At 41.3% G+C, this 13,147-nt stretch carries 14 protein-coding genes; 6 read left to right on the top strand and 8 right to left on the bottom strand.

What is annotated here, in order from left to right:
• The first annotated feature begins 124 nt into the window (after nucleotides 1-124).
• Nucleotides 125-3,274, top strand: a complete 3,150-nt coding sequence (locus AACZ87_RS07585; RefSeq protein ID WP_339866111.1) for a PVC-type heme-binding CxxCH protein — start codon at nucleotides 125-127, stop codon at nucleotides 3,272-3,274.
• A gap of 84 nt (nucleotides 3,275-3,358) precedes the next feature.
• The gene (locus AACZ87_RS07580; protein WP_339866110.1) at nucleotides 3,359-3,694 is read left to right on the top strand and encodes a HopJ type III effector protein; all 336 of its coding nucleotides are present in this window, start codon (nucleotides 3,359-3,361) and stop codon (nucleotides 3,692-3,694) included.
• Nucleotides 3,695-3,766: 72 nt separating this feature from the next.
• Here AACZ87_RS07580 and AACZ87_RS07575 read toward each other — a convergent pair whose 3' ends face one another.
• The gene (locus AACZ87_RS07575; protein WP_339866108.1) at nucleotides 3,767-5,161 is read right to left on the bottom strand and encodes a sulfatase; all 1,395 of its coding nucleotides are present in this window, start codon (nucleotides 5,159-5,161) and stop codon (nucleotides 3,767-3,769) included.
• Nucleotides 5,162-5,315: 154 nt separating this feature from the next.
• On the opposite strand from AACZ87_RS07575, the gene AACZ87_RS07570 reads away from it, so the two are divergent.
• The 4 genes from AACZ87_RS07570 to AACZ87_RS07555 all read left to right on the top strand — a co-directional run bounded on the left by AACZ87_RS07570 (nucleotide 5,316) and on the right by AACZ87_RS07555 (nucleotide 8,972).
• Nucleotides 5,316-6,011, top strand: coding sequence for an SGNH/GDSL hydrolase family protein (locus AACZ87_RS07570; RefSeq protein WP_339866107.1), 696 nt, complete (start codon nucleotides 5,316-5,318; stop codon nucleotides 6,009-6,011).
• Between the two features lie 25 nt (nucleotides 6,012-6,036).
• Nucleotides 6,037-6,867, top strand: a complete 831-nt coding sequence (locus tag AACZ87_RS07565; RefSeq protein ID WP_339866105.1) for a sialate O-acetylesterase — start codon at nucleotides 6,037-6,039, stop codon at nucleotides 6,865-6,867.
• 23 nt (nucleotides 6,868-6,890) lie between these two features.
• Complete coding sequence (locus AACZ87_RS07560; protein WP_339866103.1) at nucleotides 6,891-7,595, top strand: SGNH/GDSL hydrolase family protein; 705 nt, start codon at nucleotides 6,891-6,893, stop codon at nucleotides 7,593-7,595.
• Nucleotides 7,596-7,685: 90 nt separating this feature from the next.
• The gene (locus AACZ87_RS07555; RefSeq protein WP_339866101.1) at nucleotides 7,686-8,972 is read left to right on the top strand and encodes an acetylxylan esterase; all 1,287 of its coding nucleotides are present in this window, start codon (nucleotides 7,686-7,688) and stop codon (nucleotides 8,970-8,972) included.
• Nucleotides 8,973-8,997: 25 nt separating this feature from the next.
• Here the strand turns inward: AACZ87_RS07555 and AACZ87_RS07550 are convergent, their stop codons facing one another.
• From AACZ87_RS07550 to AACZ87_RS07520, 7 genes are all read right to left on the bottom strand, one after another.
• Nucleotides 8,998-9,582 (bottom strand): YdeI family protein, encoded by a 585-nt coding sequence (locus tag AACZ87_RS07550; RefSeq protein WP_339866099.1) that lies wholly within the window; start codon nucleotides 9,580-9,582, stop codon nucleotides 8,998-9,000.
• 25 nt (nucleotides 9,583-9,607) lie between these two features.
• Nucleotides 9,608-10,024 carry a DUF1801 domain-containing protein gene (locus AACZ87_RS07545; RefSeq protein WP_339866098.1) on the bottom strand — a complete coding sequence of 139 codons (417 nt, stop codon included), beginning with the start codon at nucleotides 10,022-10,024 and terminating at the stop codon, nucleotides 9,608-9,610.
• A gap of 111 nt (nucleotides 10,025-10,135) precedes the next feature.
• On the bottom strand, nucleotides 10,136-10,534 hold the full coding sequence (locus AACZ87_RS07540; protein ID WP_339866097.1) for a heme-binding protein: 399 nt from the start codon (nucleotides 10,532-10,534) through the stop codon (nucleotides 10,136-10,138).
• Between the two features lie 194 nt (nucleotides 10,535-10,728).
• Nucleotides 10,729-11,160, bottom strand: coding sequence for a DoxX family membrane protein (locus AACZ87_RS07535; protein WP_339866096.1), 432 nt, complete (start codon nucleotides 11,158-11,160; stop codon nucleotides 10,729-10,731).
• A gap of 11 nt (nucleotides 11,161-11,171) precedes the next feature.
• Entirely contained in the window at nucleotides 11,172-12,146 is a 975-nt protein-coding gene (locus AACZ87_RS07530) for an MBL fold metallo-hydrolase (RefSeq protein ID WP_339866095.1), read from the bottom strand.
• Nucleotides 12,147-12,239: 93 nt separating this feature from the next.
• A complete protein-coding gene (locus AACZ87_RS07525) occupies nucleotides 12,240-12,689 on the bottom strand; it encodes a GNAT family N-acetyltransferase (RefSeq protein WP_339866094.1) in 450 nt (149 codons plus the stop codon).
• Complete coding sequence (locus AACZ87_RS07520; RefSeq protein WP_339866093.1) at nucleotides 12,670-13,116, bottom strand: GNAT family N-acetyltransferase; 447 nt, start codon at nucleotides 13,114-13,116, stop codon at nucleotides 12,670-12,672. The genes AACZ87_RS07525 and AACZ87_RS07520 overlap by 20 nt, the downstream gene beginning before the upstream one ends.
• Nucleotides 13,117-13,147: the final 31 nt, after the last annotated feature.

Genomic DNA, 13,147 nt, shown 5'->3' with positions numbered 1-13,147 from the left:
TATTTGAACAGCACATATATAAAATGAACCACCCAACCCATTTGAAAGCTCTTCACAAACTTCTACAATTGATTATCCCACCCTTTATCATTAATATTAGCTATCAATAGTTGATTAAATAAAAATGCTGAAGAAATCATCCCAAAACCTCTTTTTCCTAGTCCTTATAGGAATTCTTACTTTTCAATGCACCCAAAAAGAAACCCTCGAACTTAAGCCAAACGCTAGAATTGCCCTGATTGGAAACAATCTGGGTTCTAGAATGATGGATTACGGGAGTTTTGAAACAGAGATGCAACTCAGAAATCCAGACAAAAACCTCTTCATCCGAAACCTTTCCGATCCAGGAGACACACCTGGCTTTAGACCTAGATCAGGCACTAACGATCCTTGGGCTTTCCCAGGTGCTGAGGCCTTTCAAGTGGAATACGCTACTCCTTCTGGTAGTATAGGTCACCTGGAGAAGCCTGATGAATGGCTGGCCAGACTACAAACAGACATTGTTATTGCTTTTTTTGGATACAATGAATCGTTCCAAGGTGTAGATGGAGTAGAAAACTACAAGGCAGAATTGGATGCATTTATCAAGCATACACTTCGTCAGAAATATCACGACACACTTTCTCCAAAACTCGTTATTGTCTCACCTATCGCTTTTGAAGACTTGTCTGAAAAAATTGATGTTCCTGACGGAAAAACCGAAAACGAGAACATAAATCTCTACACGGTAGCTATGCGCGAGATAGCAGAAAACAACAAAGTGCTTTTTGTAGATGCATTTACCCCAAGCAAGCAATGGTATTTGGAATCTGAGGAAGACCTGACCATTGATGGTTCTCAGCTTAATGAAGCTGGCTATAAAAAATTAGCCGTATTACTGGCAGACGAAATTTTCGGTAAAACAGAAGTAAAAAATGAATCAAATCGCGACTTGGTTCATGAAGCTGTGCAGGAGAAAAACTGGTTTTGGAGAAACGATTATAAAATCCCTAATGGCGTCCATGTATTCGGAAGAAGATACGACCCATTCGGTCCTGACAATTATCCTTTTGAACTAGAGAAAATCCGCCAAATGACCGCGATTCGTGATACAGCGATCTGGATGGCAAACAAAGGAGAACGAAAAGATCTAGCTGCGGCTGATGCCAAAACAAAAAAGCTTCCGGAAGTGGAAACTAATTATAACCCTGAAGCAAATGGAAGCCTTGAATACCTATATGGAGAGGAGGCTTTATCTAAATTAAAAGTAGCTCCAGGATACAAAATCGAACTTTTTGCATCTGAGGAAGAATGGCCAAACCTTGCCAACCCAGTTCAGCTTTCCTTTGACAACAAAGGCAGACTCTGGGTAGCTACTATGCCAAGCTATCCGCATTACAAGCCTGGAGATTCCCGTCCTGCGGATAAGTTGTTGATCTATGAAGACACAGACAATGATGGCAAAGCAGACAAGGAAACTGTTTTCGCGGATGATCTTCATATTCCTGTAGGGTTTGAGTTAGCAGCAGAAGGAGTTTATGTTTCCCAGGGAAACAACCTCGTAATTCTGTATGATGATAATAATGACGACAAGGCAGATCGTAAGGAAGTTTTGCTCAGCGGTTTTGACGATCACGATACGCATCATGCTATTTCAGCATTTACCACAGATGAGTCTGGAGCAATTTATATGGCGGAGGGAGTTTTTCTTCACACGAATGTGGAGACTCCCTATGGCCCGGTTCGCGCTACAAATGGAGGTTTTTACAGATATACTCCTAGTAGACATAAGCTAGAGCGAGTGGCTCAGGTAAGTATCCCAAACCCTTGGGGAATTGCCTTTGACGAATGGGGACAAAACTTCTATGCTGAGACTTCAGGTCCAAATGTGAACTACATGATGCCTGCCTCGCTCCTCCCTCGCTACGGAAATGCAAATAATAAAGGAAGAAATCTAATTCAGAGAGATCAGCTCGTACGTCCTACATCAGGGTTGGAATTTATCTCAAGTCGTCATTTCCCTGAAGATGTTCAAGGTGATATGATCATCAATAACACGATCGGTTTCCTAGGAACAAAACAGCATCAGATGATCGATGAGGAAATCGGTTTCTCTACCAAATGGAGACAGGATTTACTTTCATCTACAGATAGAAATTTCCGTCCTGTTGACATGGAGATTGCTCCCGATGGTTCGTTATACGTAGTTGATTGGCACAACATCCTTATTGGCCACATGCAACACAATGCCCGTGATCCATTGAGAGATCATCAGCATGGTAGGATTTACAGAATCACCTACCCTTCCAGACCTTTAGTCACTCCAGCCAAAATCGACGGCGCAAGTATACCTGAGTTGTTGGAAAATCTAAAATTACCAGAATACAGAACCAGATACAGAACTCGCCGGGAACTGCGTGGAAGAGATCAGCAGGAAGTGTATGATGCTGTGGCTGATTGGGCTGAGAAATTGGATAAAAACGACCCAAGATATGAGCACAATGTGCTTGAAGCACTTTGGGTAAGCTGGGGAATCAATAAAGTAAATAAAGATTTATTGGAGCAAATGCTGAAAGCCAAAGACTTCAGAGCTAGAGCTGCAGCCGTGAGAGTACTTCGATATACAGGGCATCAGGTTTCCAACCAAAAAGAGCTTATGACTGAGGCTATCAAAGATGAAAATGGTAGAGTCAGACTTGAATCAATCGTAGCTGCATCTTGGATGCCAAGAGAAGCAGGGCTTGAGGTACTTTCTGCAGGTGAAGACATGGAAATGGAAGAGTGGATCACTCCTGCTTATGAAGCGGCTGTAGCACATATTTCCGGGTTGTCTGTTAAAGAGAAAAAAGAAGAAGACATCAAATCATCCTTAACTGGCTCAGATAGAGAATTATTTGTGCTAGGAAAAGAGATCTATGCCAGAGAAGGCTTCTGTAGCACCTGTCACCAGCCGGATGGACAAGGACTTGCCGCCTCAGGTTTCCCGCCGCTTACTGGCACCCCATGGGTAACAGGTAATGAAGAGCGCCTGATCAAAATTGTATTGAAAGGCTTGATGGGACCGATAACAGTGAAAGGAAAAGATTATCCTGGACAAGTACCAATGACTCCTTTCGAAGGTATGCTGGATGACTCGCAAGTAGCAGCAGTGCTTACCTTCGTGAGAAATTCCTTTGGGAATCAAGCTACTGCCATTTCACCTGACTTGGTGAAAAAAGTACGAGAAGAGGTCAAAGATCACACAGGGTTCTTCCAGCCTGCTGATTTGCTGAAAGCACATCCTATGGAAAAATAGTTGGCAGTTGGCAATTGGCAGTTGGCAGTTGGCAACTGCGACTGAACACCGCGACTGATCACTTATTTAATTATCATTGTACCCATGAAACTTCTAGAACAAATCAAAAACTCCCCTGGCACCATCGCTTTCCCTGATGTCATCACATATATCGACACAAATTACAACTTTACCCCTACCCACTTTACCAATGGAAACACGGTAAACGAAGCAGGACAAAACAATGGAAGCTGCAAGATTTTCTCCTTTGCAAAGCTCCATAACCTTACCCAAGATCAAACGCTGGCACTTTTTGGTGATTATTATAGAAAAGATGTTTTAGGAAATCCAGAAGGAACAGATCATCAAAACATCCGCAACTTTATGCAATCCGGCTGGGATGGGATCAAGTTTGAGGGAGAGGCATTGTCGGAGAAGTAAGGCTCAGTGATCTGTGGTCAGATTTCAGTATTCAGTCTCAGTGTTCTGCACACTGCGACTGTTCACTGTTAACTAATTAATCTTCTCCGCTTCCAACCTTTTCACATGATTATTAAAAATTTCCCGCATTTCAATAAGCGTATTTTCATAGCTTTTCTTTCCAGATAAATTCTTTTTCTCTAAAGGATCTTTGTTCAGATTATACAACTCTTCGTGAGCCAAGTCATCCTGATATCGGAAGTATTTCCAATCCTTGGTTCTAATCCCTTCACTGGCCGCTATGATTTTGACTTTCCAAAGATGCTCTGCAATAAATTCACTCCTTTCAATGGCAGGATTTTCCCCAATCACGTAATCAGCCAAGCTAATACCCTGATATTCCTGTGGCAAAATGCCATTTGCAAACTCAAGCACAGTGGGCGCGATATCAATGTTTAGCGCAAAATCAGAAATCACTCTATGTCCAGGATTTCTTGGGTCATAGATGATCATAGGCACTCGTAGTGAATTATCGTACATCAACCACTTCCCGGCAAGTTGGCGCTCGCCCTGGAAGTAACCATTATCACCCATAAAGATGATCACCGTATTTTTATCCATGCCTTTTTCGGCAAGCGTCTTGCGGATTTTCCCAATTTCCAGATCCACTTCAGAGATCATTCGGTAATAGCCCTTCATACTCTTCTGGTATTTCTCAGGAGTATCATATCTCCAATACCAGCGCGTGCGATTCTCCCCGGTTTTTACATATTCCGGCTGCTCGTCAAAGTATTTTTCCTTTGCCAAAAGCGGCTTGGGAAACTTGACATCAGTATATAAATCATCCACATCCTGAGACCAGAAATATTGGTCTTCTGCGGGATCATGAGCATGCGGAGCAGAGAAACTCAGCGAAAGCATAAATGGCTTATCTGCCGATTGATTCTTGATAAATTCCTGCGCCTGATAAGAGGTGTATTTGGTCAAATGCACCGAATCTCCATTGATAGTCTTATAGAAATAGCCTCTGCGATCAGGATATTTCACATCCCTATCATAAGAATCTCCCACATCAAATAGTGAGGCGAATCCAGGATAGTTCACGCCAAATTTCCCAAAGAAACCTGTTTCATAGCCCAGTTTTTTCAATTGAGCTGGATAGGAATTCTGGGCGTACCCCTCATTAAGTTCCTGACCAAAAGTATAGCCATGCGTTCTTTCATATAGCCCAGTTAAAACACTCGCTCTACTGGCTGCGCAAATTGGAGTCGTGACAAATGCATTTTTAAAGTAAATCCCTTCTGCCGCCAACCTGTCCATTTCAGGAGTTTGGATAATCTCATTTCCAGAAAAACCTAAAGCATCCCAACGTTGATCATCCGTAAGAATAAAGATGATATTTGGTTTTTCCTGCTGCGCAAAGGCTGTGGTTTTAACTAGGATAAAGAGGCAAAAAATGAATTTTCGAAGGGTCAGGTTATTTTCCATAGATTCTAAAATAGAAAGAAAAGGTCTACTTAGGTATCCTGTTGCATCCTAATTTTATTTGGTATAACAGTATTTCCATCAATCAAAAAAGACAGCGCTTCCAAAAGAACATTACTAAATTACTTTCTCAAAAATCAATACAACCCAAATCCTAATGAAGCTTTTTTACATATTCCTACTTTCAATCCTACTCTTACCCTTTCAAGACAGTGAGGATAAATCTGAATATTTGAGTGAGTTGAAAATCGAACTTCAAAAAAAATGGCCCGGCAACAGAACGGTTAATTTGGTTTTTCATGGACACTCTGTGCCATCAGGTTATTTCAAAACTCCAGTTGTGAATACACTTCAATCGTATCCATTTTTAGCCTATAAGGAGATCACTTCTCTGTATCCATTTGCTGTAATTAACTTGATAAATACTGCCATTGGGGGTGAAGATTCCAAATCTGGTACTCTCCGCTTTGAGTCAGATGTGCTAACTCACAAACCTGACGTACTCTTTATCGACTATGCGCTAAACGACAGAAGGATTGGGCTCGATAGTGCAAAAATAGCCTGGGAATCAATGATCCAAAAAGCGTTGGAAATGGACATTAAAATTATCCTATTAACCCCTTCTCCTGATCAAAAACTAGATCTAAAAGAAGATGACACCATTTTGGATCAGCATTCAAATCAGATTCGTCAACTTTCTAAGAAATACAATATCGGCCTAGTCGATAGCTATGAACTTTTCAAAAAGGAAGTGGCGTCTGGAGACAGTTTACCTAACTTAATGTCCCAAGGTAATCACCCAAATGAAAATGGACATGCCCTAATCGCTAAGGGGATTTTGGAGTATTTTTAGGGACATAGACTTGAACTCTGGAAACATGAACCTATATCGCCTAACCTTAGCTTTATTCAGTGTAGTTTTAGTCAGTTGCACTGGCCAAAAAAACATCCCCACCAATACCTTAGACAAAAGCTCTTCCGAGGAGAATTTTCACCTTTATCTCCTGATGGGCCAATCCAACATGGCTGGCAGAGGGAAAATGGAAGCTATTGACACGCTCAGCCATCCACGCGTATTGATGCTGGATAAGGCAGAAAACTGGGTATTGGCAAAAGATCCTATGCACTTTGACAAGCCTGCTGCAGGCACTGGTCTTGGGCTGACTTTTGGGAAAATAATGGCTAACGAAAACACAACTATCAAAATTGGGCTCATTCCTACCGCAGTAGGCGGAAGTTCAATAAACGCTTGGTTTGCAGATTCTATCCACAGACAAACCAACACCTATCCTTACGACGACATGATTCGTCGGGCAAAAAAAGCAATGGAATCTGGCACTTTGAAAGGTATCATCTGGCATCAGGGAGAATCAGACTCCAATACGGAAGCAGGTGTTACCGAATACACACAAAAATTTGAGGCTATGTTGAATGCTCTTAAATCAGATTTGGGAATAGCAGACATTCCTATAGTCATTGGTGAACTAGGCTACTTCTTCTATCCCAAAGCACCTTTTGCTGAAGACATGAACGGAGTAATTCGTGAAATTGCTGCTTCAAATGATTGTATAGGCTTAGTCACCGCCGAAGGGCTGAATCACAAGGGAGACGACACCCATTTTGACTCGGATTCTTACCATGCTCTTGGGATTCGCTACGCTGCAGAAATGCTAAAAGTGCAAACAAACTGTACTACCATTTACAAATAAAAACACCCTATAATTCAACACAAATGAATTACCTAAAACACTATTTAAGCTTCGCTTTCCTATTAGTATCTACAAGTATTTTTGCGCAGCAAGATCTTAAAGCATCATACAATTATGGGAAGTCTGTGGCGGTTTTTGGAGGCTCGGTCTCTGTCATACCAAAAAGTGATGTTGCCAAAAATATGTGGAAAGAAAAGCTGGGAATGACAGTTACAAATTTTGGTGTTGGAGGAGCTGGCTTCTCTTCCCTTCAAGGCAAATCATTACAGCAGCAAGTGGATGAGGCTGGAGTTTTCGACATTTATATTCTTTGGGCCTCCACCAATGATTACTCCAATAAAAGAGAAGTTGGCAACTATACTGATTACTCGGAATTCGATGGTTTTGATGAAGAAAAGCTGGTAACTCAAGCTGGAGGGATTAATTACTGCATCAAGAAAATCTATGAAATCAACCCTAACGCTCAGATTTACTTCTTCACCTCGAGCAAAGCATTCAACGATCGAGGGGCTTATGATCCATTTACCGAAAATGGAATGGTCGAGCATGTGAATATGCAAAAGAAAATCTGCCAACTTCATGGCATACCTTACTTGGATCAGTTTACTTTGGGAGGTTATAATATGTATAACAAGGACCTCTACTATACCGATCCTATCCACATGAATGAAGCTGGATATAAGAAATTAGGAGAAATTCAAGTTGGTTTTTTGGCCTTTCCGCATTGAAAAATTAGGTACTGGATGTTGCCACCTAAGGAATAAACCTACTCAACGACGCTGATTTGTAGTACATTATCCCAAACGACTCTTCGAACGATGAAAACTAGACTACTTACAATCGTATTTTTGGTTATCAATCTATCAGCTGTTGCTCAGACAGAAGACCTGCCCAAAACATCAGCTGGTTTTCCAATAAATTATGATGTCTCGGCAATTCCACCTTACACCCTTCCAGAATTGCTCAGGCTTTATTCTGGAGAGAAAGTAACCAATGCAAAAGCTTGGACTGAAAAGCGGAGACCAGAACTGCTGAAGGCCGTCGAAGCAATTCAGTATGGCAAAATGCCTCCACCTCCAGCGGAACTCTCCTTCCGCATTTTTGATAAGGAAACTCTGGTCTTTGATGGAAAAGCTATTCGCAGGCAGGTAACGGTATATTTCACCAAAGACACATCTGATCATAAAATAGATTTGCTGATCTACCTACCAGCAAATGCTTCCAAGCCTGTCCCTCTTTTCTTTAACATTTCCTTTGCAGCAAATTCCCAAGTAGTCGATGATCCTGGAGTGAAAATTGGAGAAATCTGGAACCGTGAAGGTCAAAAAGTAAAAGCAGATCAAGCAAGCAGATTTGGCAAAATGGATGTCAATCAATTCATTTCTGAAGGTTTTGGATTTGCTACAGTTTACTATGGAGATATAGAGCCTGATTTCAAAGATGGTTTGAAGTATGGTATTCGCAGTGAATTTCTGAAACCTGAAGAAACTACTTTAAAAAATGATGAATGGGGAGCCATTTCAGCCTGGGCTTGGGGATTAAGCCGCGCCATGGACTACTTCGAAAAAGACGCTGAAATTGATGCGAGTCGGGTAGCAATTCACGGAATCTCCCGCTTGGGAAAAACGGCTTTATGGACTGGAGTGCATGACGAACGATTCAAATTGGTAATCGCCAGCGTTTCGGGTGAAGGAGGAGCAGCTATTACCAGACGTGACTATGGAGAAAACATCAAGCATATTACTGACACCTCACGCTATTACTACCAGTTTGCGCCAGCTTATCATGAGTATTCGACCAAAGTAAATGAGTTGCCATTTGATGCACACTCGTTGGTAGCTTTGATGGCGCCACGTCCGCTTTTACTCCAAACTGGAAATACTGATTACTGGTCGGATCCTGAAGGCGAGTTTATTGCAGCCAAGGAAGCACAGGTGGTTTATGAGCTTTTTGGTGAAAAAGGTCCTGGAGACGCCACCATGCCAGAGGCTGGAGACACCTCACTTGCCTTTAATAAACTTGGCTATTACATGCACGATGGAGGCCATGGGACAATTCCTTCGGATTGGCCTATTTTCATCAGCTATCTGAAGAAATTCCTGTAAAAATCACAGACTTCAGAACGAACAATTAATCGGTCAATCCTTTCCCTTCGAAAATCTGAGGGATGACTTTTTCTATTCTGGCTTCTCGGGTTTTGGCTTGTTTCGCCGTAGAAAAATGTAAAAGGTATCCTCGCTGCCTACCTGGAGTCAAGGCCTCAAAAGCAGTTTTCAACTCTGGATTTGCATCTAATTTGGACTGAAATTCTTCTGGAATCTCATATTCTTTGGTCTTTTTCAATTCCACCTTCAATCCAGCTTTTTCCACTTCCACTGCTTCAAAAATGTAACGTTTCAAAACCGACTTCATTTTTATAATCTCCTGAAGATTTATAAATCGAATCTGCCGAGCGGACTGTACATTTTCTGTCTGTTGGATCAAAATCCCCTCTGAGTCACTAAGCAATGCTCCTTTGTGAAACAAAAGTGCGCAGTACTCCTTAAAACCATGAATCAGCACCACATTGGCACCTTTTTCTGTGTAGCAAGGAACGCCCCATTTCAATTCTTCCGTGAGTCCGCAATCCAGAACTAGGTTCCTCAACTGATCATATTCGGATTGCCACTTGGATTCTTTACTGAAAAAAAACTCAACTTTTGGATTCTTTTGCATGGTGTTGATTTTAGTAATTATTCGTCTAGAGACCCAAAAATGGCAAATTTTTAACCTGATGATAGGTCAACGCAGCTTTGATGCAATTCTTCAGCTCTGATTCGGGCACTCTCTCATCCAATTTAAAAACTATAGCTCGCGTGCCTTCATAAGAGAAAAGATCATTGTACGCGAATTGAAAGCTGGATACAAGCTTGCTGGTGCATTTGAAATACATGGCATACTGTTCTGGCGCCTTTTCCTTCCAGTCCATCCTAATTGTACTTCCCTTTTTTGCGAGATAGCTCGGCTCGCCCCATTTGAGTGTTTCTTCCAAACTTGACAAGTCAATTTCCGCAGCAACTTCCAAAACCAGCCTTCGCAGATTCAGCATCTTATCCCGAACAGTATCTGGGTAGTTCGAAAAAACTATTTCGACTTCAGGGTTCGTTTTTAATTCCATCTTTCAAAAGTTTACAAGTTCTAATTCCTGCTAAATTGAAGAAGCCAAGAAGGAGCATCACGGCTTTTCCTTCTTGGCTTTTCAAGCGGTCAGCTAGACCAATCTTAAAATCTAAACAGCTTGAGCGCCGGCATTGGCTACCTTATGATCATTATCGACCGAGCTACCGCTTACCCCTATGGCACCAATTATTACTCCCGAGGAATTCTTGATAGGTATACCACCTGGGAAGGTGATCAAGCCTCCATTGGAATGCTCAATATTATAAAGCGGTCCACCGGGCTGTGACAAATCCCCAACCATTCCGGTGTTCATGTCGAAAAACCGTGCAGTCTTTGCCTTTTTAATGGAAATATCCAGTGAACCCAACCAAGCTCCATCCATTCTTGCAAATGCAACAAGGTTTGCTCCAGCATCCACGATGGCAATATTCATTTTTGTATCTATTTCTCCTGCTTTCTCCTTTGCAGCAGATATTGCTACTTCAGCTTCATCTAATGTAATATTCATGTCTTAGTTATTTGTGGTTTGAAATAGCTTGAATATAACCCAAAATAGTTAATCCCTTGTTATCTGAATGTTGTCAAAACTTGCTGACGGAAAGATTTTTGATAAGCGGAATTAACGATTGTTGAGCACAATAAACTTACTCCAGTTTTCTTGCAAGATTGAACGAAGTAGAGTTGGGGTTTAAGTGTTATACCTCATCGACTTCTTTTACCCAGCACGCTATCCACTTCCAGATACTTTTCCTTGAGCAAACTCAAACCAAAAGCTGCTGCCGACGCAGAAAAAACCGAATAATCAAACCCGCTTTTTATCCCAATGGAGAAAGTCATTGATAGTGCAAAGATCAGCATCAACACACCACTCAACTTGGCAATAAGCTCAGTTTTGAAACCAATAAGCAAGAAAAGTCCAAATACGATCTCAGCAAAAGTAGCTATAGCTGCAAGTGCAGGAATAATAGAAACCGGCATCCATGGATTGATCACAGCGGTATAATCCACGAAGCTTTGCCAATTCCCCCACACGGAAACTTCAGCTGGCCAAATTCCAAAACGATCTGCCACGGCGGACAAAAATGACAGCGCTATCGCCAGTCTTAAATACAGTTTAATGAATTTACTTTTCATGCTTTACTAATTTATAACTCAAAAACATCTCTAATCTTGGCTATTCGAAACCCCTTTTCCAATACCAGTTTTGTCTCTTCACTATTCGGATCTATCACCGGATTGGTATGATTGAAATGGATGAATACAACCTTGGCTTTTTCTTCAGTAGCTAAGCCAGCAAACTTCTCCATACTTTCCATAATAAATGGATGAGGAATCTCTGAAATATCTCGATTATCAAGCTCCTTCCCACTGAAAAATGTCGCATCTACAAAAGCATAATCCACCTTCCTGATTTCATCTACAATATCCTTCTCCCACTTTTCCCATTTATCAATATCAGGGATAAACAATGCACTTTTATTAGGACCAACAATCCTATAACCGACAGTTTCGGAGAATTCATCCCGGTGTGGAACTTGCAGCGGTATCACTCGTAATTGCTCGGATAGTATAACTGGTTTTTCATTTTCAATAGGTACCAAGGAAATATTTTCATTGTTCACCAACTGGCTCCATGGCCCATCATTCTGAAGAAATTCCGTCATTCTCGGCATGGCAAATACGGGTACTCTTCTGGCATCCCTAGCTTCTTTTCCCAAAAACATCAAACCCGCGTAATGACCAATATGTGCATGAGTCAAGAAAATTCCATCTGGCATTTCGCCTTCACTTTCTGAACCAAAACTCTTCAAAGTTTTTGCCTGACTAGTGATGTCCGGTGTGGCTTCGAAAAGGTATTTTTTATCAGTTACAGCATCAAACAAACCCAAAGAAACCACCTGTCTGTCTTTATCTGGGTTTTCGAAAAGATCCTTGCAGCATTCCTTATTGCAACCGATGTGTGGAGAACCTCCGTCTTGAATTGTGCCGAGAACAACTATGGAAGTTGCCTTTGAAGCGATTTTAGGAATATCTATGGCACTACTTCCTGTTGGAGTCTTGGTTTCGCAAGCGAAAAAGAAAAATGAGAGAAATAAAAAAGCAGAGATACTCTTAAACATGAGTAGTTTGGTCTTTGAGATTTTTTTCAGAAAGCTGATGCTCAAGATAAGCATCAAAATCGATATCAACAGACCAGAAAACACTTTACCAGATTAAAGCTTTTTCGATATCTCCAGATGCAAAATCGGATAAGGCTTGCCAGTCCCATCCAATTCAGATCGCCCAATGATCTCAAATCCATTTTTCAGATAAAATGCTGTCGCTTTTGGATTTTGCTCATTGACGTCCACTTTCAATACGCCAAGCTTCTCTAGGGCATACGTTAATAGAGCTTTACCTATGCCTTTTCCTGCAAAGACAGGATGGACAAAGAGCATTTCCAGATTGCCTTCTGCCACACCGGAAAAACCTAAAATTTTGCCAGAATCATCCCTAACACAATTCAAATCCACAGCTTTCAAATACTCATTCAAAATCAGTGGCTTGAAAAACAGAATATCATCTTCTGATAAAAACTCATGCGTTTCACGGACGGAAGCCTCCCAAAGCTCTACTACTTCGGAATATTCCTCTGGATGAATTTTACTGATCAGGTAGATCATAAACTTTGGGATTGTGCCGCTCCATGTAGAAGTCTGGATTGGCAAGTTTGGTGAAACCATATTTTTCATAAAGCCAGGGCGCCGTATTGGTCAGCAGAATCCATCGTCTCAAATTTTGAAGTTCCTCATGCGAAAGAATACTCTCCATCAGCCACTTGCTCAGTCCAATTCCCCGAAACTTATCCAGAATAAAAACATCTCCTAAATAAGCGATAGTAGCAAAATCTGAAATCACTTTGGCGTACCCAATTTGTTTGTCTTGATAGTAAACACCAAAATTCAGACAATTCTCAATAGCCTTATTGACAGTTTCAAATTTGATCCCATTTGCCCAGCCAGATTCTGTGCTTAAGAATCGGTGGATTAGAGTCCTGTCCAGCTTTTCTTTATTCGTGGAAATCAAAAACTCCTTTCGCCTTCTTTCCATAATTTGACTAAATGATTTTCATACTTCAAAC

This window comes from uncultured Algoriphagus sp. (assembly GCF_963974365.1).
In the GTDB taxonomy this organism is placed as follows: Bacteria; Bacteroidota; Bacteroidia; order Cytophagales; family Cyclobacteriaceae; genus Algoriphagus.
The sequence above is the reverse complement of the archived record's forward strand: the minus strand, read 5'-3'. Positions and strand labels throughout refer to the sequence as shown.